Source organism: Tessaracoccus sp. MC1679, assembly GCF_014164775.1.
Classification (GTDB): domain Bacteria; phylum Actinomycetota; class Actinomycetes; order Propionibacteriales; family Propionibacteriaceae; genus Arachnia.
This window is the reverse complement of record NZ_JACJGB010000001.1, coordinates 580,841-601,948: the sequence shown is the minus strand read 5'-3', so window position 1 is coordinate 601,948 and position 21,108 is coordinate 580,841. Positions and strand designations below refer to the sequence as shown.

Genomic DNA, 21,108 nt, shown 5'->3' with positions numbered 1-21,108 from the left:
GATCCAAGATGAGCACCGCACAGGACATCGTCACCGCCGTCGGTGGGGGCGGAAACATCGTCGGGCTGAGCCACTGCGCCACCCGCCTCCGGTTCCAGCTGCGCGACGCCTCGGGCATCGACGTGGCCGCCGTCGAATCCATCAAGGGTGTGATGGGCGCGGTGCCCCAGTCGGGCGAACGCTTCCAGGTGATCATCGGCGGCGCCGTGCAGAACGTCTACAACGAGATCAACGAGCTGCCGGAGCTCAAGAACCAGACGCCATTGAGCGACGAGGAGCTCAAGGCCGCAGCCCGGGCCGGCGGAGTACGGGGCAGGTTCGCCTGGATCGACTCGTTCTTCGAGTTCCTCTCGGACAGCTTCCGTCCCATCCTCGGCGCCCTGCTCGGCGCCTCCCTGTTCATCACCTTCATGTCGCTGATGAGCACCCTCGGCGTGATCGGGAACTGGGCGGATCCGCGCGTGACGCTCCCGCCGTCGTGGCAGTTCATGAACCTGCTGTGGCAGTCGGTGTTCGTGTTCCTGCCGCTCATGGTGGCCTACAACGCCTCGAAGAAGCTCGGCGCTGACCCATGGGTGGGGTTCGCGATCATGGGCCTGGTCATGTTGCCGGGCTTCAGCGCTCTGGGCGGCATCGACGAGGCCTACACGGCGATGATCGCGGGGAGCGAGGTGACGCTGGTCGACATCTTCGGCGTCCCGCTGACCATCTTCAACTACTCCTCGCAGGTGTTCCCGCCGCTGCTCATGGCAGGGGTGCTGGGCCCGCTCTACAAGCTGTTGAAGAAGGTCATCCCTGAGAACCTGCACCTCATTTTCGTGCCGTTCCTCGCCATGCTGGTCATGCTGCCGCTGACGGCCTTCCTCATCGGCCCGATCGGCGTCTACGCCGGCGCCGGCCTGGCCTCGGTGCTGGAGTCCATCAACGCCTTCTCGCCGTTCATCTTCGCGATCGTGGTCCCCCTGGCATACCCCTTCATGGTGCCGCTGGGTCTGCACTGGCCGATCAACGCCATCATGCTGCTCAACATCTCGCAGAACGGGTTCGACTACATCCAGGGCCCCATGGGCGCCTGGAACTTCGCCTGCTTCGGGGCCACCGCCGGAGTGCTGTACCTCGCGTGGAAGGAACGCGATGTCCAGATGCGGCAGACGGCCTCCGGTGCGTTGGCCGCGGGCCTGCTCGGCGGCATCTCCGAGCCCAGCCTTTACGGCATCCATCTGCGATTCAAGAAGATCTATCCGCGCCTGCTGGCCGGCTGCCTCGTCGGCGGCGTCATCATCGGCTTCGGCGGTGGCCTGAAGACGAGCGCGTTCGTGTTCACCTCCCTGCTGACCATCCCGGCGTTCGACAACATCGCCCTCTACGCCCTGGCCATCGCGGCTGCGTTCTTCACCTCGATGCTGCTGGTCGTCTTCACCGACTACCGCACGCCGGAGCAGAAGGCGGCCGCACGCCGCGGCAACGTGGACGCCGACGTCGCCGCAACGGCGGAGCCCCGCATCATCGTCGTCGACGATGTCCAGGTCAACCAGGCCCGCCAGTGGGTGACGGCCCTCGGCGGCGAGGAGAACGTCGACGGCGTGGAGTGGATCGCTGAGACCCGCGTGCGCGTCGGTGTCAAGGACGACTCCCTCGTGGATGTCGAGGCGCTGCAGCGGGCCGGCCTGGCAGGCGCGGTCAAGGTGGCGCCCAACACGTGGCACCTCGTCGCCGGTCTGGAGGCGGAACAGTACGCCGAGGGGATGCGACGGCGCCTCGCCTCCGTCTGACTCCTAGCCCCATCACCCGCCGCCTCCCGGGCTGGCGGGTTGGGAGGGGTTTGAGCAAATGGCAGGGCTCACGGTTCTCTGGATCGATCAAATAGGCCCGAGTCCGCGTTGACCCATGCCATTTGCTCAAACCCGAGCCTGGCCCGAGCGCTGGGGCGGCCTCTCGCTCCGAGCCCGGGGTCATAGAGTGTGGACCATGTCAGCAGAGCCGCTGGAAATCCACATCATCGCCGACTCGACGGGGGAGACGGCCGCCCGGATCGCGCGGGCGGCGATCACCCAGTTCCCGAGCCGCGACTTCACCATCGTCCGCCATCGCAAGATCAACACCACCGCGGCCCTGCTGCGCGCGTTGGAGGCCGTCCGCGACAGCGCGCCTGCCGCAGCCGTGTTCTTCACCCTCGTCAACGAGGAGCTGGCGGACCTGGTGCGCAACTTCTGCCGCGACGCCGACCTCCCGTACGCGGACCTGATGACCGACGCGATGCACGCCCTGGAGCGCATCTCGGGCATCGAGGCGGACCAGGTGGCGATGCGTCCCCCCGGGGTGGAGGCCGAGTACTTCGTGCGGATGGCGGCCATCGACTTCGCCGTCCGGATGGACGACGGCTCCCTCCCTGCAGCGCTGCGGGAGGCCGACATCTGCCTGGTGGGGCCGTCGCGATCCGGGAAGACGCCCCTGTCGATCTACCTGGGCTACATGGGCTACAAGGCCGTCAACGTGCCGCTGGTGCCCGGCATCACGCCACCCAAGGAACTCTTCGAGCTGGACCGGTGGCGCATCGTCGGATTGACGATGGACGCCGAGCGGCTGCTGAAGATCCGCGGGCAGCGCGTGCGGGGCATGGGCGGCTTCGGCACCAAGGACGGCTACGCGGACCTGGTCAAGATCTATGACGAACTCGACGAGATCGGCAAGGTCCAGAAGCGCCTGGGGTGCCCCATCGTCGACACCACTGGGGTGGCCATCGAGGAGGCGGCGTCGCGGATCATCGAAATGGTCGACGATCGGGCCAAGCAGGTGGGCGCACGACTCCGTCGCCCACCGGGCATCGTCCGGCCGGGCACGCCCTGGTCTCCGTGATCCCGCAAGGGGTGGGAGAAGTTCGCCCCTGGGGCGCGGTGCCGAGGCGTCGGGTCTAGGCTGGGCGACGGATGGGGACATCGAGGTCCCCAGGGTTGTCAAAGGAGATTTTCCCCAGCATGAGCGAGGATCGTTACATCTATGACCTGTCCGAGGGTGACGCCACGATGCGTAACCTCCTCGGAGGTAAGGGCGCCGGCGTCGCGGAGATGAAGCGCGTGGGCGTTCCCGTGCCCGACGCGTTCACCGTCACCACCACGGCCTGCGTCCAGACCATGAAGCGCAAGGGCGAATGGCCGGAGGGCCTCTCGGATCAGATCGCGGCCGGTCTGGCCCGCCTGGAGGAGCGCACCGGGCGCACGCTCGGCGGCAGCGAGAAGCCGCTGCTCGTCTCCGTCCGCTCCGGCGCCGTCCACTCGATGCCAGGAATGATGGACACCATCCTCAACCTGGGCATCTCCGACGAGTCGGTGGCCGCGGTGGCCGCGGAGTCCGGCAATGAGCGCTTCGCGTGGGACTGCTACCGCCGCTTCATCCAGATGTACGGCGAAGTGGTGGAGGGCGTGCCCGGGCATGCCTACGAGGATGCCCTGACCGCACTCAAGCACCAGCGCGGCGTCGAGCTGGACACTGACCTGTCCGCCGAGGACCTCAAGGGCCTCGTCAAGTCCTTCAAGGACATCTCCAACGACCACCTGGGCGGCGAGTGGACCTCGGACCCCGTTGAGCAGCTCAACCGGGCCATCGACGCCGTGTTCAAGTCCTGGCTCAACCCCCGCGCGGACGTCTACCGCCGCGCCCACAACATCCCTGCGGACCTGGGCACCGCGGTCAACATCATGCAGATGGTCTTCGGCAACCGCGGCGACACCTCGGCCACCGGCGTCTGCTTCACCCGCGACCCCTCCACCGGCGAGAAGGCCCTCTACGGCGAGTTCCTGGTCAACGCCCAGGGCGAGGACGTCGTCGCCGGCATCCGCACCCCCCGCCCGCTCGGTGAGATGAGGGAGGTGCTGCCCGAGGCCTACGACGAGCTGATCGCCACCATGCACAAGATGGAGCAGCACTACCGCGACATGCAGGACATGGAGTTCACCGTCGAGAACGGCAAGCTCTACCTGCTGCAGACCCGCAACGGCAAGCGCACCGCCGCAGCCGCCCTCAAGGTGGCCTCGGACCTCGTCGACGAGGGCCTGCTCACGCAGGAGGAGGCCCTGATGCGCATCGAGCCCGGACAGCTGGACCAGCTGCTGCACCCGGCCATCGACCCGCATCACGGCAAGACGCCCATCGCCCAGGGCCTGCCGGCCTCACCCGGCGCCGCCGTCGGCGAGGTGGTCTTCGATGCAGACACCGCCGCGGAGCGCGGGGGTCGCGGCGAGCCCGTGGTCCTCGTCCGCTTCGAGACCACCCCTGACGACATCCACGGCGTCATCGTCTGCCAGGGCATCCTCACAGCCCACGGTGGCATGACCTCGCACGCGGCCGTCGTGGCACGCGGCATGGGCAAGCCGTGCGTGGCCGGCGCTCAGGGCATCCGGATCGACACTGTGGGCAAGACCCTCACCATCGGTGATCGGGTCATCGCCGAGGGCGAGATCATCACCCTCGACGGCACCGAGGGCCTCGTCTACGGCGAGGAGCTCGAGCTCATTCCTCCGCAGATCAATGAGGACTTCTCCCGTGTGGTCGAGTGGGCCGACGAGGTGCGCCGCCTCGGTGTGCGGGCCAACGCGGACAACTTCGAGGACGCGACGAAGGCCCGCGAGCTGGGGGCCGAGGGGATCGGGCTCTGCCGCACCGAGCACATGTTCATGGCGCAGGACCGCCTTCCCGCGGTGCGCAAGATGATCCTCGCGGAGAGCCCGGAGCAGCGCTCCGCCGCGCTCGCCGAGATCCTGCCCATGCAGCAGGTGGACTTCGAGGGCATCTTCACCGCCATGAAGGGGCTGCCGGTCACGGTTCGCCTGCTGGACCCGCCGCTGCACGAGTTCCTGCCAAACCTCGTGGAGCAGTCGCTGCTGGTGCAGCGGCTGGAGCTGCAGGGTGGGGACGCGCAGGAGTTGGCAGACGCCAAGGCGACGCTCGCCCAGGTCAAGAGGCTGCACGAGATCAACCCGATGCTCGGCACCCGCGGCTGCCGCCTCGCCATGCTGTACCCGGAGATTCCGGACATGCAGGCCCGCGCCATCGTCCGCGCCGCGCTCGCGGTGCTGGACCGTGAGGGGGAGACGGTGGGCGTGGAGATCATGATCCCGCTCGTCGCGCTCACCCAGGAGCTGGAGACCCAGCGGGCCATCGTCGTCGCGGCTGTCGAGGAGGAGCTGGCCAAGGCCGGCCGTGAGCTGGACTACACGGTGGGCACCATGATCGAGCTTCCGCGCGCCGCGCTGGTGGCGGACAAGATCGCCGAGTTCGCGGACTTCTTCTCGTTCGGCACCAACGACCTGACCCAGACCGCCATCGGCATCTCGCGTGACGACGCCGAGAACGGCTTCCTCACCACCTACGTGATGGAGCGCGTGCTGGAGCGCAACCCCTTCGAGACGATCGACGTCGAGGGCGTGGGCCAACTCGTCCAGATGGGCGTCGAGAAGGGCCGCTCGGTGAAGCCGAAGCTCAAGACCGGTGTCTGCGGTGAGCACGGTGGGGATCCGGACTCGATCGAGTTCTTCAACTCCGTCGGCCTGGACTACGTGAGCTGCTCGCCGTTCCGGGTGCCGATCGCGCGGTTCGCGGCGGCGAAGGCGGTGCTGAAGCAGCGCTGAGCGCAACTGGATGATGGGGCGGTCGGCAGCAGTGTGCTGCCGACCGCCCCTCGTTTCGCTCCCTGAGGAGGGCCGCCCGCGGAGCGGCGTGGTGCGTCCCCATCGTTCCCTGAGGAGGCGCGCCGCCGAAGGCGCGGGTGCCGTCTCGAAGGGTTGTGACTACCACCTTCACGCAGTTCTCGTGGTCGGATGCGGGGAGCCGTGAGTCGAGGCCCGGGCGGCCGTTGTCCAGGGTCCCGTGTCGGCTGCTGGTCTGGTTGGTGGTTGGGTTGTTGAGGCCGCCCGGGCCTCGCCTCCCGTCTCCCCGCACTCGTTCTCCTGTGGCGTTGCCTGGTCCCGGGTGCGGGCCGGCAGGGCGGCGTTGGGGTCGGGTCTGCTCGGGCGGGATGCCGGTTGGGTGGTCGTCGGGTTGGGCACCGCGACGCGGCGCCGCCCTGACGTCCTCCACCCTTGCTCTCGGGAGCGGGATGCTCTGTGATCGAACATGGCCGCCCGACTTGACACGGCATAGAAGCGTCGGGGAGCGGCCCGGCTCAACCCGCGGGGAGCGGCCCGGCTCACCGCACTGGAGTTCCCTGACACGCCCAACCGGACTTGTCGTCAAGCCAGCCAGCGGAGCTGGGCCCTCCCCCTGATCCGCTCGTACGCGGAACCAGGGCCGGGCCAGGGGCGTCACCAGGTGGCGTGTGGACCTCCGATCCAGGACAATCATGAGGTAGCAACGCCTTTGAAGGAGCGCCATGTCCGACCAGCCCGGATTCCGCCAGCCCGATCCGCAGGAGTCGCCCACCTACCCCGGGTCGGCAGACCCGTACGCGCAGCCCCTGGAGCAGAGCGGCCAGACCGAGCGGATGCCCATCTACCCGCCGAGCTCCCCGGATCCCTACGCGCAGCCCACCTATGGCGAGCTGCCGCGCGACGGCGGGTCCGCGACGGGCTACGCGCAGCCGGCCTACGGCGATCCGGCCCAGCCCTCCTACGGCGCCGACTACGGCCAGACCCCCTACGGCCAGGCGCCGTACGGCCAGGGAATCCCGCCGTCTTACGGCGTGGCGCCCTACGGCCAGCAGGCCTACGGCCAGCAGCCCGGCTACGGCTACGGCTACCCGGAACACCCTCAGGCCACCACCATCCTGGTGCTCGGCATCCTGGGCTTCTTCGTGCCCATCGTGCCGTTCGTCGCCTGGTACATGGGCGGCCAGATCAAGAGGCAGATCGAGTCCGGCGCGCCGTATCAGTGGGACGGAACCCTGAAGATCGGCTATCTGATCGGCAAGATCCTGGGCATCATCCAGATCGCCTCGGTGGTCCTCACCATCGTCTGGTTGGTCTTCATGTTCGGGCTCTTCGCCACCACCGGCTTCTAGCATCGCCCAGGCGCCCCTACACGCCTGAGACCCCCACGGGGTCGGGAGACGAAGGAGGCGGGCCGACCTGATGGTCGACCCGCCCCCTTCGTCGGTTTCTGAAGGTCAGTCGTCGCCCTCGTCGACGACGACCTCCGGCGTGCGCACGAGGTGCACGATCGAGGCGGCGAGCCCGCCCCACAGGGTGAGCATTGCGATGATCATCATGATCAGTGCGGTGGTGGTCATTTCGCCATGATCTCCTCGTACCTGGCGTCGAGAGCATCCTCGTCGACGTGAGTGATGGTGGAACGCTTCCACGGCGTGAACGCCAGCGCCGCGGCCACGACGATCAGCAACGCAGACATGCCCCAGCCGAAGAAGCCCAGCATGCCCAGCGGGTAGTCACCGTAGGGCGCGGTGACCTTGGTGATTACCTCATTGACCAGGATGTATCCCAGGACAATGGGCACCACAACGCCCACCAGGACCAGCCAGAGCCGGCCGAAGCGGATGCTCGAGACGCGGTCCACGTGGCGCTGCAGCAGCGGCAGCTTGCGTAGCACCCAGGCCACCACGACCACCATCGAGAAGGCTCCGGCGAGGATGCCGAACTTGTTGATGAACTCGTCCGTGATGTCCAGGAAGTAGAGCCCCGTCGTCGTGGGGAGGAGCAGCATCGAGACCAGTGCCATCGGCACGCTGACGGCCAGCGTGGCCTTGAGTCGGCCCAGGCCGAGCTTGTCCTGGATAGCCGCGACCACGACCTCCACGATGGAGATCATCGAGGTGAACCCGGCGAACACCAGCGAGGCGAAGAACAGTACGCCGAGTAGAGGTCCGAAGGACGTCGAAGACACGATGCTGGGGAAGGCGATGAACGCGAGCCCGATGCCGCCGGCCGCGACCTCTTCCATCGGCTGGCCCGTGGCCTGCATGAGGAAGCCGAGCGCCGCGAACACGCCGATGCCGGCGAGCAGCTCGAAGCCCGAGTTGGCGAACGCCACCACGAGCCCGGACCCGCTGAGGTTGGTGCGGCGCCTCAGGTAGGACGAGTAGGTGATCATGATGCCGAAGCCGACAGACAGCGAGAAGAAGATCTGGCCGTAGGCGGCGGCCCACACCCCTGGGTCTCCCAAGGCGGCCCAGTTCGGGGTGAAGAAGGCGTTGAGGCCATCCATCGCGCCCGGCAGGGTGACAGCCTGGATGACCAGGACGAGGAACATGACCACAAGCAGCGGAATCATGATCACGTTGGCGCGGGCGATGCCCCGCTTGACCCCGAGCGCGATGACCGCGATGACCAGGATCCACACCGCAGCCATCGGGATAGCGACCTGAGGCACGAAGTCGAAGCCGACGCTCGGCGTCTCCGCCACCTGCAGGAACTCGCCCATCAGGAAGCCGCCCGGATCGTCGCCCCAGGCCTCGGTGAAGCTGAAGAAGAAGTACATCGCGGCCCAGGCCAGGATGGCGGCGTAGTAGACGGCGATGACGAAGCACACCAGCACCTGCCACCAGCCGAACACCTCGGTCCACTTCTTCCCGGCGCGACGGAGAGCAAGCGGGGGAGCGGAGCGGTAGCGATGCCCCAGCGCGTAGTCGAAGAAGAGCAGCGGAATGCCTGCGGTCAACAGAGCGACCAGGTAGGGGATGACGAACGCGCCGCCGCCGTTGGTGTAGGCGACATACGGGAAACGCCAGATGTTGCCCAGGCCGACGGCGGAGCCGATGGCGGCGAGGATGAACACGTTTCGTGAGTGGAAGACCTCACGGTTCGCGGTCTTGGGTTCGGACATGTGCCCTCCCTTCAGGGAGTGGGGGTGTGCTGACCCGCGTAGCGTATTCCACGCAACCCGCCGCATGCGGGCGGGTGGGGATTTGGTCCGTCGTGTCGCGCGAGCCCCCCGTCTGCTGGAGCAGGAGTCTCAGGCGGCGGATCTGGTGTCGACTACGCCACCAGATCCGCCTCTCAGTCGTCGGGGCCAGGCTGCACCTCGCCCATCGGGGCCGGCTCCACCCCACTCGGAGGGGCTCATCGGACGAAGACCGGCTGGTCCTTCGTGGAGCGGGCCTCATCGTAGGCGTAGCCGTCGCCGTCGAAGTCCGCGAGCTTCCCGGGCGTGCGCACCCGGCCACGGATCATCCAGCCGGCCATGGTGCCGCGGGCCCGCTTGGCGTGGAAGCTGACCACCCGAGGCTTCCCGTGCGGGTCCCGGTCCTCGAAGCGCGGGCTGATGATGCGGGCACCGAGGCGCTCGGGCCGCACCGATGCGAAGTACTCCTGCGAGGCCAGGTTGATCAGGACGTCGGCGCCGGGCGACTCGTCGAGGTCGCGACGCAGCAGGTCGGTGACCTGATCGCCCCACCAGTCATACAGAGAAAGGCCCCGCCCCGTTTCCAGGCGGGTCCCCATCTCGAGCCGGTGCGGCTGGATCAGGTCCAGCGGGCGCAGGAGACCGTATAGGCCGGACAGGACGCGCAGCGTCTTCTGGGCCTCGGTGAAGTCCCGCTCGTCCAGGGTCCGCGCAGCCAGGCCCTGGTACACGTCACCGTTGAAGGCCAGCACCGCCGGCCGGGCGCTACGGGGTGTGTGGTCGGCTGTGAACTCCGCGTATCGGGTGGCGTTGAGGTGGGCCAGGTCGTCGGAGATGTGCATGAGCGCCGCAATGTCCGACGGGGACTTCTCGCGCATGATCTCGATGAGCTCGCTGGCTTCGCCGAGCAGCCTGGGCTCGGACCGCTTCCTCGTGGGCAGCGGAGACTCGAAGTCCAGCGACTTGGCCGGCGACAGCACGGTGAGCATGGCAGCGAGTCTAACGCCCCCTCAGCAGCCGTCGGTCAGCTCGACCCCGGGCACCAGCGCATCCCACTCCTCCTGTGACACGCGGGACCCGAACCGGCCGCACAGGTCCTCGACGGCGGCCTTCGGGTCGTCGGGCCAGGCGACGGCGCGGCCCCCGTTGAGCGCCATCACGAAGTGGCCGTCGACCCACGCCGCCCCGGTGAGGTTGGTGGCCTCCGGCCTCAGCGACAGCTCGAGGCGCGCCGAGCCGTCATCGATGCGCCACACCCAGAGCCGCCCCGCCCGGGTGGCGGCGTACAGCAGGTCGCCGCCGCGTCCGAAGCCCACCTGCGTCAACTCGGACTGCGCCTGGTTCAGCTCGTGCAGGACCTGCGGAGCCTCAGGCGTGGAGACATCGAAGACGGTGATCCGCCCCGCGGTGTCGCCGACGGCGAGGGTGCCTCGAGCCGAGAATGCGTAGTCGATGGGAATGGCGTCGTCCGCCAACGTCAGGGTGGCGGCCTCCTCCGGGCCGTTGTCGGTGAGCCGCCACAGGACGGCCGACTTGCCGTCGACGTGCATGGCCACGAACGTGCTCTCGTCGGGTGTGAACCCCGACCCGCCGGGCCAGGTGTCTTCCAGGACGCTGACGAGCGCCCAGCCGTCGCCGTCGCGTTCGAAGAGGTGGTAGCCGGGCTCGCCGCGGTAGCCGAGCGCCAGATAGCGCCCGGACGCGGAGACCTCGACATCCGCCAGACCGCCCTGACCGGGCATGCGGTGCGCCGCCGCGAACCCGTCCTCGGTCCGTTCGAGGGTGACCAGCGTGCCGCCCTCGGTGAGATTAACCAGCACGGAGGCATCCTCGCTCAGGATGGCGAAGCCGTTGTAGGTGTCTCCGTCGGCCGGAGCCTCGACGGGGAGCTCCACCCAGGCGTCGTCGTCGCGTCCCAGCACCAGCCCGCCGGAGGAGGAGCCCAGCATCACGGCGTCGGCGCCGCCATACACACCGAAGAAGCGGCCCTCCGCCAGCTGCAGGACCCTCGGGTCCTCAGCCGTGGGCCAGGCGGTCACCGCGCCGCCCGTCGCGCCCGCGAGCAGGACATCGCCGCGCGCACCCAGGCTGGTCACGACCGTCGGCTCGGGGAAACTGCGCACCAACTCCCACCCGGGGAGGTACTCACGCAGCTCCCCGAAGGCCCCTCCGACCAGGAGCCGGTCCCCGAGGTGCCGGACTGCGTTGGCTGAGGCCTCGAACTCGACCGAGTCGATCAGGGAGGGGCCGGCGGGCGGCGTGGCGAAGCGGTAGCCGAACCCCTGCGTGGTCCCAGCAAGCACCTCGCTGCCGTCCGGAGAGGCGTTCATCGAGATCACGGTGCCGGCGACGGCCAGATCGGCCTGCCGCGTGCCGTCGACGCCGAACACCGTCACGGTGTCGCTCACGCCACCGACGAAGACGGTCTCGGGCGTCATCGCCAACCCCGTCACCGCCATCGGCTCGTCGAGGCTGAGATCGGGCAACGGCACCGGGGCATCCGGGTCCGTGAGGTCCACACGGCGCACGTCACCCTCGAGGGTGCCGACGGCGACCGTTGGACCGGACCACGCAGCGCTGTACGCGACGGTGTCGTCTCCCAACTCCAGGAGCCTGGTGGGTTCACCGGTGACGTCCCACACTGCAGCGGTCTGCTGGCCCCCGACCAGGACCAGGGCGCGCCCCGCCACGGTCGCGCCCTCGAGGACGAACAGCTGGCCGCCGCCGCTGTCGAACGTCTCGGCCTCGCCCGTGATCGAGCCGCCGCGCCACAGCGTCACGCTCCCGGAGCTGTCAGCGCGTAGCGTCACATCCGCCCCGTCGACGTGGGACACCATGGTGGTCCCACTCGGCCCGACGGACCGCGTCGACAGTGGGGTGCCGGCTGACTTGAGCACCGCCGAGCGACTTTCCACGCTCTCGTCGAGTGCCAGGGAGGCCACGCTCAACTGCGCCGCGCGGTTGGGGGCGGACGGCCGGATCTCGTCGGCGATGAGCGCCAGCTGCCGCGCCTGCGCGGATCGTTCCGAGGCCTGTGCGGCCTGGCGCAGGCTGGAGGACTGCAGGCCGGCCCCCACCGCCACGACGAGCATCGCGATGGCGATCGCGGCGGCGGCGACGGCGAGTTGCTGCCGTCGGCGCAGCGTGCGGATCGTGTCCGCCTGCGCGCGCTGCTGGGCGTCTGCCAGATCGAGGCTGGCGGTGATGAAGCTGTTCTCCCGGGCAGACAGAAGCGGGGCGCCCGCCTGCCTGGCCCACGTGCTCCACAGCTCGGCCTCCACCGGCATCAGAGCGTCGTCCTGCCTGCCGCCCTCCTCCCACACCTGGGCCGCCATCTGGATGCGGCGCGCGATGAGCAGGGACGTCCGCTCCTCGTCGATCCAGCCGCGGAGGCGCTGCCAACTGTTCAGCAGGGCATCGTGGGACACCGCGACACTGCCGCCGTACAGGGTGAACAGGCGCGACCCGAGGAAGGCGTCGACGATCGGCGACATCTCCTCGGAGAGGTCCTCCAGCGGCAGCCTGCCGCGGAGCACACGGTCGCCGTCGAGCTGGATCAGGGCGAGCAGGAGCCTCCGGGCCAGCGGCTTCTGCTGCTCGGTGAGGCCGGCGTGGACCGCCTCGGCCTCCTCATCGAGCGCCGACCACAGCCCGCCCATGGCGAGGTAGTGCGTGGGGGTGAGGGTGGCGCCGTGCGCCGCGGCCCAGCAGCGCCGCATTGCGCTGGACAGGAGCGGCAGCGCGGTGCCGGGTGCGGGTTCCCCGTAGAGCCGCAGGTCACGCAGGATGAGCCGGACCAGGTCAGGCGCGACGGTCCGGCCGTGCCGGCGGGCGGGCTCCTCGATGATGCGGGTGTACTCGGCCGTGCTGAGCGGCCCGACGAGGATCGGCGCCGCGAGCGAGGCCGCGAGCCGCTCGTCGCGCATGGCGAACCCGAACGCGTCGGCGGTGATCGCCACCACCGACGTCACGCGAGGCGGCAGCCCGGTCAGGGCGTCGAAGAACGCGGCGCGCTCGGCGGCGGGGAGTGCAGCGGCCTCCTCCACCTGATCCACCACGAGCAGCACCCGGCCCGGCGGGAGCGTCAGCGTGTGAAGGTCGGCCACCCGCACGGCAACGGGCGTGAACGCAGCCAGCGGCCCATCCGGGGCGCAGGCGGTGCCGATGAGGCCCGCGGCGAGCAGCGATGATTTTCCGGCGCCGGAGTCTCCCAGCACGACGACGGGGCGGGGCGCGTCGTCACGCAGGCAGGCCTCGACCAGAGCCTGGTAGGCGCGCTCCCTGCCCACATAGACGGCGCTCTCCTGCGCCGTGTAGCTGCGCAGGCCCACGAAGGGGGACGCCTCGACGACGGGGGCGGACCTGGCGGATGCCACCGCCCGCTGCCAGGCCTCGCGCTCCTCCGGCGAGGTCACCAGCCCCAGTGCCTCGAGCAGGTCGAGGAAGTTGGAGGTGAGCGCCGGTGTTGGCAGCCTTCCCTCGAACCAGCCCTGGGCAGTCGACGGCGGCACCTTCGCCAGCGACGCCGCTCGGCGGATCGAGAGGTTGGTGGCGTGTCGCGCCGCGCCGATGTGCTCGGCGAGGGCCTCGCGGCTCAGTGGTGGCTGCATGGCGGCACGATACTTGCCCCGTCCCCCCGCGGATTCGGCGGGTCGTCCCGCCTGGACGGGCCCCGCGACACGTGGGCCTGACAACGGGTTTGTGTAACCGGTGCACTCTCGTACAGCTGGTGGTTCGTCCACGCGGGGGGTTGGTGCCTAGTCTCGGAGATGTCGGCGATCCCCGCCCCGGGGGGATGCGAGGCTGTGGCCTCGCATCGGGGAGGGTGTCCCCCGGGGGGGGAGGGCACCAACGAGGCCGCAGACGAACCGAGACCCTCGGATCCAGCACACAGGTGCCGGATCCGAGGGTCTCGTCAGTCGTGGGGGTCAGGCGTCCAGCGAGTTGGTCGAGATGCCCGGCCGGCCTTCGTGGATGATCTTGCCAGGGTTCAGGTTGTGCCCCGGGTCCACGCCGTCGAACAGTGCACGCTGGATGGATACGCCGGCCGGAGAGATGTCCTGATCCATCCAGGGGCTGTGCTCCTCGCCCACGCCGTGGTGGTGCGACACCGTGCCGTGATTGTCCATGAACGACTGCTGCAGCACGCGCTTGGCCACGTCGTAGGTGACCATGGCGTTGTCCGACTTGTCGGCGATGGCGAACGTGAAATACTGGCACGCTCCCGAATGGTAGGAGTGGCTGAGGTGGCAGAACACCACGCCGCGCACCCCGATCTCCGCCATCGCCTTGTGGAACGCCGCGACCGTGTTGGTGTGGATCTGCTCCACATAGGCCCACGGCGTAGTGGTCTCGGACACGTCGGCCACCAGGCCGCGGTCCAGCATGAAATCCCGGATGTAGGGGGTGTCGTACTTCTTCTGGTCGTATAGCGAGCCGGGGCCCTTGCCGACGCCGATCCCGCCGTGATTGCGCACGATCTTGGCCACGAGGCCCTTCTCGTAGCGCACGTGCGTGGGGGATCCCTCGTAGCCCACGAAGCTCATGGCGATCTTCTCCAGATCCCAGCCCTTCTGGAGCATGATCCGCTGGATGGCCTTGCTGCTGAGCGAGCCCAGCCGGCTGGACTTCTTCCCGTTGGCCATGATGTATTGCGTCTCAACGGCGTCAGAGACGCGGGCCATCATCACCGAGGCGTCAGACTCGACGATCTCCTGGCAGGCCCGCAGGCCGTCCTCGTACGTGGCGAAGAAGTAGGCCTGCAGCTCCCGCACCTCCGGGATGCGGTGCACGTTGACCCACGCCGACGTGATGATCCCCAGGCGGCCCTCAGACCCCAGCACCATCTCCCGCACGCTCGGACCCGACGACGACGACGGAAGCGGCCGGAGCGTCAGCACCTGGCCGGGCATGACCATGGTGAGACCGCGGCAGATGTCAGCGATGTCACCGTACTTGTCCGACTGCATGCCCGAGGACCGGGTGGCGATCCAGCCGCCCAGCGTGGACCACACGAACGAGTCCGGGTGGTGCCCCATCGTCCAGCCCCGTGCCTTCAGCTGATCCTCCATGTCCGGCCCGAAGACGCCCGCCTCGATGTGAGCGAGCCCGGAGACCTCGTCGATCTCCAGTACCCTGCTCATCCGGCCGAGGTTCACCGACAGCACCTGGCGCGTCTCACCGGGTTGCGCCTCCAGGGCGGCGACGATGTTGGACCCACCGCCGAACGGGATGAGCACCGCGTCGGCCGCGACAGCCGCGTCGACGAGCAGCTCCACCTCGCGCTGCGTTCCGGGGTAGAGCACCGCGTCCGGGATGCGTCCCAGCAGGCCGCTGCGGACGCGCAGGAGGTCACGGACACCCTTGCCGAAGGCGTGAACGACGCGGGTCTCGTCGTCGGTCTGCACGAAGCCCTCGCCGATGATCCCGGCGAGCTCGGCCCTCAGCGTGTCCGAGAGACGGCTGGCGGGCACCTCGAGGGAGGAGAACGGAGGGATGGGCTCGACGGGGGCCGTGATGTCCACGCCCACCATCTTCATCACGAAGGGCGGGAACTTCGGCTTGTCCTCGTAGCGGTAGGCCTTGCCTTCCTCACCCCAACCCCACCACTTCTGCTGCTTGACGCCGTCGATCATCGATCCTCCTGCTTATGTGCCTGTTCCTTGGCATCCTCAACCAAGGCGGCGATGTGGGACTTCTGGGCCAGCTCGATGGCCTCGGTGCGGGCATACTCGGCGAGGGTCTTCTTGCCGTAGGCGCGGGCCGTGGTGTCGTGGAGCTGGAGCACCTGGCGGCGCATCCGTTCGTTGAACTCGTGGGCGATCTCGCCCGGGTACGGGGTCATGGGGCGGCCGAACACCACGTGCACCTCAGGCCGGCCCTTCGGGAGGTGTTTCTGCCGCGAAGGCCACGCGTCGAACGCTCCGACGAGGGCCACGGGCAGTGCGGGCACCCCCCTGGAGATGCACAGCGACGCAACGCCCGGGACGAAGGGCGCCATCGCCCCGGTGCGGGAGCGGGTGCCCTCCGGGAACAGCAGGATCGGCACCCCGTCGTCGAGAAGCTGCGCCGACATGCCGCGCTTGCCCTTGCCGCCCTTGCCGCGGTCGATCGCGAAGGCGTTCATGAACAGCGACATCGACATCGACTTCATCCAGTTGTCGAAGAAGAAGTCGCCGGCCGCGCCAGTGGCGACGAACTTCGACAGCCGGGTGGGCAGCGAGCACAGGATGAGCGGGGCGTCCAGGTGCGAGGAGTGGTTGCCGAACACCACGAACGCGCCCTCCAACCCGTCCAGGTTGGACAACCCGTGCACGTGGATCTTCAGGATCCGCAGCAGCGCCGGTTTGAGGAGCAGCATCTGGGCCGTCTGGCGCGTGGTGGCCTGAACCTTCGAGGTGTACCTGGTATTGGCCGGATCGACGTCCTTGGCCACGTCAGTGCTTCTTCCGCGACGCGCTCAGCTTGTGGGAGAACCAGCGGGTGAACGACCGCGGGCCGTGGACGGCGATGAAGTTGGCCACCTTCCACTTCAGGGTGGGAACGGAGACGAAGCGCCCCTTCTCGGCGTCCGCGAGCGCCCCTCGCACCAGGGTCTCGGCGTCGATCCACACGATGCTGGGCAGGGACGTGGCCCGGATGCCGGCGCGCTGATGGAACTCGGTGCGCACCCACCCCGGGCAGAGCGCGGTGGACGTGACGCCGGTGCCGCTGAGCTCCAGCGCCAGGGCCTGCGAGTAGGTGGTGCACCAGGCCTTCACCGCCGAGTAGTTGCCGGTGAAGATGGTGCCCGCCGTCGATGAGACGTTGATGATCCGGCCGTGGCCGCGCGCGCGCATCGACCTCGCGGCGGCGCCGCCGAGGATCAGGACGGCCAGGCACATCACGTCGAGGGCCTTGGCGTGCATGTCGATGTCGTTCTTGTCCAGCAGCGTGGTGTGCAGGCCGAACCCCGCGTTGTTGACGAGCAGGTCGACGGGGCGGGCGGGATCCTCGAGACGCTCAGCCACGCGCAGCACATCGGCCCGGACGGCCAGGTCCGCGCTGATCACCTCCACGTCGACCCCGTGCTCCGCCTGCAACTCTGCGGCCACGGACTCAAGCCTGTCGGTGTCGCGGGCAACGAGGATCAGGTGCGTCCCGCGGCCGGCGAGTTCGCGCGCGAACGCGTGTCCGATGCCTGAAGTCCCGCCCGTGATCAGTGCTGAAGCCATGGGATTAAGGTACGCCACCCGGGAGGGTCGCCGCGATGCGTACGGCGCCCTGACGCGCCCGTTCGTTGTAGTCCGACAATCAAAGAGCCGGCTGGTTGTGGGGGTGCCACAACCAGCCGGCCCGCGCAGTCTGTCGACGGCGTCCCTGACTACTCGGCGGCCGCGGTGACCGCGACCGTCTCGCGGGCCATGGCCAGCTCCTCATTGGTGGGTACCACGAGGACGCGCACCTTGGACGCCGGGGTGGAGATCTCGCGGGGCTCCCTGGAGCGCACCAGGTTGGCGTGCACGTCCAACTCGAAGCCCAGACCCTTCAGCCGGTCGATGACGGGCCGCCGCACGTGCGCGGCGTTCTCGCCCACGCCGGCGGTGAACACCAGCGCGTCACATCCGCCGAGGATGGCGATGTAGGAGCCGATGTAGCTGACCAGCCGGTGCACGTAGACGTCCAGAGCGAGCCTGGCGCGCTCGTCGCCGGCCTCGATCTGGGCCGCGACATCGCGCATGTCGGTGTAGCCGCACATGCCGCCCATGCCGGACTGCTTGTTGAGCAGGTCGTCGACCTCGTCGATGGTCATCCCGTTGCGCACGAGGTAGGCGTGGAGGCCAGGATCAACATCTCCGGAGCGGGTGCCCATCACCAGGCCTTGCAGAGGGGTGAGACCCATGGACGTGTCCACCGCGACACCGCCGTCGACCGCCGAGATCGACGCCCCGTTGCCGAGATGGCACACGATGATCTTCGTCTCCTCCAGCGGGCGTCCGAGGAACTTCGCCGCCTCCTTGGACACGAAGCTGTGCGAGGTGCCGTGGAAGCCGTACTTCCGCACCCCCAGGCGCTGGGCGGTGTCGTAGTCGACGGCGTAGGTGTAGGCCGCCGGCGGGATGGTGGAGAAGAACGCGGTGTCAAAGATCGCCACGTGCGGCACACCAGGCAGGACCTCCTGCGCGCCGCGGATGCCGGCCACAGCAGGCGGGTTGTGCAGGGGAGCGAGGCCGGAGAGCTCCTCCAGCTGGGCCACCACGTCGTCGTCGATGAGGGTGGAGTGCACCAGCTTCGCCCCGCCGTGCACCACGCGATGACCGACGGCCGTCACGTGGTCGAGGCTGGGTCCGTGGTCCCGGAACATCGCCACCACGGCTGCCACTGCCTCCGTGTGGTTCGCGAACGGGCGCTCGTCGTGATATTCCGCCTCACCCACCTCGTGGGTGATGGTGGAGACGTCCTGCCCGATCCGCTGCACGATGCCGACGGCCTGAGGCACACCGATCGCGGGGTCGAGGTACTGGTACTTGATCGACGACGACCCGCAGTTGAGCAGGAGGATCGGCTGGGACATGACGCCCTTTCTTCGGGTTCAGACCGCCTGGGCCTGGATGGCTGTGATGGTGATGGTGGACACGATGTCGTCGACGAGGGCGCCGCGCGACAGGTCGTTGACGGGCTTGCGTAGACCCTGGAGCATCGGGCCGATGGCCACGGCACCGGAGGTGCGCTGGACGGCCTTGTAGGTGTTGTTGCCGGTGTTGAGGTCCGGGAAGATGAACACGGTGGCGCGGCCCGCGACCTCGGAGCCGGGCATCTTCTTCTTCGCCACCACCTCGTCGACGGCGGCGTCGAACTGGATGGGGCCCTCCACCTTCAGCTCGGGTGCCCGCTCCCGCACCAGGCGGGTGGCCTCGCGGACCTTGTCGACCTCCGCGCCGGAGCCCGAGTCGCCCGTCGAGTACGACAGCATGGCCACCCGGGGCTCGATGCCGAAGCTCTCCGCCGTCTTGGCCGACGAGATGGCGATGTCCGCCAGCTGCTCAGCGGTGGGATCCGGGTTGACGGCGCAGTCCGCGTAGACCAGGACGCGATCACTCATGCACATGAGGAACGACCCGGAGACCACCGAGACCCCAGGGGTGGTCTTGATGAACTCCAGCGATGGGCGGATCGTGTTGGCCGTGGTGTTGATGGCCCCCGAGACCATGCCGTCGGCCATGCCGAAGTGCACCATCATGGTGGCGAAGTAGGACAGATCCTTCAACGTCAGACGGGCCTTCTCGATGCTCACGCCCTTGTGGGAGCGAAGTCTGGCGTACTCGCCGGAGAACTTCTCCGCCAGCTCGGGATCCTCGGGGTTGACCACGGTGGCGTCGGCGAGGTTCAGGCCCAGCTCGGAGGCGCGACGGCTGATCTTCGCCGAATCCCCCAGCAGGATGATGTCCGCCACAGCCCGCTGCAGCACGACGGCCGCGGCCGTCAGCACCCGGTCGTCGGCGGACTCGGGCAGCACGATGCGCTGCTTGCGGGTGCGCGCCATCTGCATGATCTGGTGCTCGAACATGGTGGGCGTGCGGATCTCGGTTCGCGGCAGGTCGATGGCAGCCAGGAGCGCGGCCTCGTCGACATGCTGGGAGAACAGCGCGCGCGACACCTCGATCTTGCGCGGGGAACTCGTCGAGGTGCCCTGGACGCTCTGCAGCCGCACGGCGGTGGAGAACGTGTCGCGCTGGGTCACCGCGATGGGCAGATCGATCTCAGAGTCTGCGAAGAGCTTGGAGACCGACTCCGGCACCTCGAAGCCGCCGGTCAGGATCAGCGCCGCCAGCGGACCGTAGTCCGGGGAGCGGTGCGCCATCACCAGCCCAGGAAGCAGATCCAGGCGGTCCGCGGGCATGATGACGGTGGCCTCGCGCTTGAGGCGGGGGAGCAGGTTGGGCAGCGTCATGCCGGCCACGATGTTGTGCAGCGACTCGTGGGAGCGGAACTCCGGCTTGCCCAACCATTGGACGGCGTCCACGGCGTCGAACTGGGCGCCCACCAGTGGCGCGGTGAGGACCGGATCCTCGGGAAGCACGGAGATCGCCACGTCCCGCACCGCGCGGAGGGCCGCCCGCAGCGACTCTCCGTCCGCCTCGTCGACGTGGGTGACGATGATGCCGATCACGGTGTTGTGCTTGGCCTCGTACGCCTCGATGGCCGACTCGGCCAGGCGCGCCACCTGCTCGACGGTGCGGCCCAGGGCCTTGCACACGTACAGCACCGGGGCGTTGAGGTTGGCGGCGATCACGGCGTTGTGCCCCAACTCGGACGGGGTCTCGATGTCCTCGTAGTCGGAGCCGAGCACCACCACCGCGTCGTGCGCCGCGGCGAGGGTGCTGTACTTGGCGACGATGGTGTCGATTGCGTCGCCGGTGTTGGCCGCGTAGTCCTCGTAGGTGACGCCGACGGCGTCGTCGAATTTCTCCTTGACGCCCTTCTGTGAGAGGAGCGCTTCGGTGACCGGGTCCGACTCGGTGGAGTGCACGAGCGGGCGGAAGACGCCGATGGAACGCACTTGGCGGGCGAACAGGTCGATGAGGCCGAGGGCGATCGACGACTTGCTGACCTGCCGCTCCGATGAGGCAATGTAAACGCTTTTCGTCACGGGGACACCTTATCGCCCTTTCCGGGACACCCCGGCCCGTGATTCCATCGGGGAAGGAGTTGAGCATCCGCCCGTAGTTCGTTCGGGAGGGCGACGTCGCTGGCTCGGGCAGGCCCCTGGTGCGGTGAGCCGGGACCCGAGTCACGGGCGGCCGCTGTCCACAGAATGGGTGTGCGTGACGGTTGGGCTGTGGCCGGGGAGTGAGGCCGCCCGTGCCTCGTCTTCCGGCTCACCGCAGTCGTCCCGCTGTTGCCCTTCCGCACCCGGGTGCCGACCGGCAGGGCGGCATTGGCTTGGGTTGGTCCTTGGCGGCATGCCAGCCGAGCGAGCCTAGCGTTGGGCACCGCTGCGCAGTGCCGCCCTGCCGTTCCCCACCCTTGTGCGCGGTGCCGCCCTGCCGTGCGCAGTGCCGCCCTGCCGTTCCCCACCCTTGCGAGAAGGTCTTGAGTGAGCGCCGCGCGTCGAACGGCACGATCCTCTGAGGGTCAACTCATCCGCTGGCTGAGGAGTGAGGAGCGCAGCGACGAGCCTCGAAGCCTGTGCAACGTTCCTTGTCAGCTCCCCTTTGTGAGGCTTCGAGGCCGCTGCGCGGCACCTCAGCCAACGGTGGTGGTGGGGGGCGCCGCTCCCGCGTCGAAGCCCCCCGCACCCGGTTCGAGGACCCGCGCGAGGCCCGCTCGACCAGCGATGCC

The 21,108-nt window shown here is 68.7% G+C and carries 13 protein-coding genes; 4 read left to right on the top strand and 9 right to left on the bottom strand.

Annotated features, from left to right (window positions below; genetic code table 11):
- Positions 1-8 precede the first annotated feature (8 nt).
- From H5398_RS02890 to H5398_RS02875, 4 genes are all read left to right on the top strand, one after another.
- A complete protein-coding gene (locus H5398_RS02890) occupies positions 9-1,772 on the top strand; it encodes a PTS transporter subunit EIIC (protein WP_182798935.1) in 1,764 nt (587 codons plus the stop codon).
- Positions 1,773-1,968: 196 nt separating this feature from the next.
- Positions 1,969-2,856, top strand: coding sequence for a pyruvate, water dikinase regulatory protein (locus H5398_RS02885; RefSeq protein ID WP_182781337.1), 888 nt, complete (start codon positions 1,969-1,971; stop codon positions 2,854-2,856).
- A gap of 119 nt (positions 2,857-2,975) precedes the next feature.
- Positions 2,976-5,624: a pyruvate, phosphate dikinase gene (ppdK, locus tag H5398_RS02880; RefSeq protein WP_182798934.1), complete on the top strand. Its 2,649-nt coding sequence runs from the start codon at positions 2,976-2,978 to the stop codon at positions 5,622-5,624.
- Positions 5,625-6,364: 740 nt separating this feature from the next.
- On the top strand, positions 6,365-6,991 hold the full coding sequence (locus tag H5398_RS02875) for a hypothetical protein (RefSeq protein ID WP_182798933.1): 627 nt from the start codon (positions 6,365-6,367) through the stop codon (positions 6,989-6,991).
- Positions 6,992-7,096: 105 nt separating this feature from the next.
- On the opposite strand, the gene H5398_RS02870 is transcribed toward H5398_RS02875, so the two are convergent.
- The 9 genes from H5398_RS02870 to pta form a co-directional block, all read right to left on the bottom strand.
- Complete coding sequence (locus tag H5398_RS02870) at positions 7,097-7,219, bottom strand: methionine/alanine import family NSS transporter small subunit (RefSeq protein WP_182781340.1); 123 nt, start codon at positions 7,217-7,219, stop codon at positions 7,097-7,099.
- Positions 7,216-8,769, bottom strand: coding sequence for a sodium-dependent transporter (locus tag H5398_RS02865; RefSeq protein WP_182781341.1), 1,554 nt, complete (start codon positions 8,767-8,769; stop codon positions 7,216-7,218). The genes H5398_RS02870 and H5398_RS02865 overlap by 4 nt, the downstream gene beginning before the upstream one ends.
- A gap of 236 nt (positions 8,770-9,005) precedes the next feature.
- A complete protein-coding gene (yaaA, locus tag H5398_RS02860) occupies positions 9,006-9,776 on the bottom strand; it encodes a peroxide stress protein YaaA (protein WP_182781342.1) in 771 nt (256 codons plus the stop codon).
- Between the two features lie 21 nt (positions 9,777-9,797).
- The gene (locus tag H5398_RS02855; protein ID WP_182798932.1) at positions 9,798-13,397 is read right to left on the bottom strand and encodes a hypothetical protein; all 3,600 of its coding nucleotides are present in this window, start codon (positions 13,395-13,397) and stop codon (positions 9,798-9,800) included.
- Between the two features lie 318 nt (positions 13,398-13,715).
- Entirely contained in the window at positions 13,716-15,422 is a 1,707-nt protein-coding gene (locus H5398_RS02850; RefSeq protein WP_182781344.1) for an FAD-binding oxidoreductase, read from the bottom strand.
- A complete protein-coding gene (locus tag H5398_RS02845) occupies positions 15,419-16,222 on the bottom strand; it encodes a lysophospholipid acyltransferase family protein (RefSeq protein WP_370585666.1) in 804 nt (267 codons plus the stop codon). Before H5398_RS02845 ends, H5398_RS02850 begins: the two co-directional genes overlap by 4 nt.
- A gap of 1 nt (position 16,223) precedes the next feature.
- The gene (locus H5398_RS02840; protein WP_182798931.1) at positions 16,224-17,000 is read right to left on the bottom strand and encodes an SDR family oxidoreductase; all 777 of its coding nucleotides are present in this window, start codon (positions 16,998-17,000) and stop codon (positions 16,224-16,226) included.
- Positions 17,001-17,149: 149 nt separating this feature from the next.
- Positions 17,150-18,340, bottom strand: a complete 1,191-nt coding sequence (locus H5398_RS02835) for an acetate kinase (RefSeq protein ID WP_182781346.1) — start codon at positions 18,338-18,340, stop codon at positions 17,150-17,152.
- An 18-nt stretch (positions 18,341-18,358) separates the two neighbouring features.
- The gene (gene pta / locus H5398_RS02830; RefSeq protein ID WP_182798930.1) at positions 18,359-20,416 is read right to left on the bottom strand and encodes a phosphate acetyltransferase; all 2,058 of its coding nucleotides are present in this window, start codon (positions 20,414-20,416) and stop codon (positions 18,359-18,361) included.
- Positions 20,417-21,108: the final 692 nt, after the last annotated feature.

Coding starts and splice junctions, on each gene's coding strand:
- H5398_RS02870 (WP_182781340.1), bottom strand. CDS start 7,219: ATGACCACCACCGCACTGATCATGATGATCATCGCAATGCTCACCCTG.
- H5398_RS02890 (WP_182798935.1), top strand. CDS start 9: ATGAGCACCGCACAGGACATCGTCACCGCCGTCGGTGGGGGCGGAAAC.
- H5398_RS02865 (WP_182781341.1), bottom strand. CDS start 8,769: ATGTCCGAACCCAAGACCGCGAACCGTGAGGTCTTCCACTCACGAAAC.
- H5398_RS02855 (WP_182798932.1), bottom strand. CDS start 13,397: ATGCAGCCACCACTGAGCCGCGAGGCCCTCGCCGAGCACATCGGCGCG.
- H5398_RS02850 (WP_182781344.1), bottom strand. CDS start 15,422: ATGATCGACGGCGTCAAGCAGCAGAAGTGGTGGGGTTGGGGTGAGGAA.
- yaaA (WP_182781342.1), bottom strand. CDS start 9,776: ATGCTCACCGTGCTGTCGCCGGCCAAGTCGCTGGACTTCGAGTCTCCG.
- H5398_RS02875 (WP_182798933.1), top strand. CDS start 6,365: ATGTCCGACCAGCCCGGATTCCGCCAGCCCGATCCGCAGGAGTCGCCC.
- H5398_RS02835 (WP_182781346.1), bottom strand. CDS start 18,340: ATGTCCCAGCCGATCCTCCTGCTCAACTGCGGGTCGTCGTCGATCAAG.
- H5398_RS02840 (WP_182798931.1), bottom strand. CDS start 17,000: ATGGCTTCAGCACTGATCACGGGCGGGACTTCAGGCATCGGACACGCG.
- H5398_RS02885 (WP_182781337.1), top strand. CDS start 1,969: ATGTCAGCAGAGCCGCTGGAAATCCACATCATCGCCGACTCGACGGGG.
- ppdK (WP_182798934.1), top strand. CDS start 2,976: ATGAGCGAGGATCGTTACATCTATGACCTGTCCGAGGGTGACGCCACG.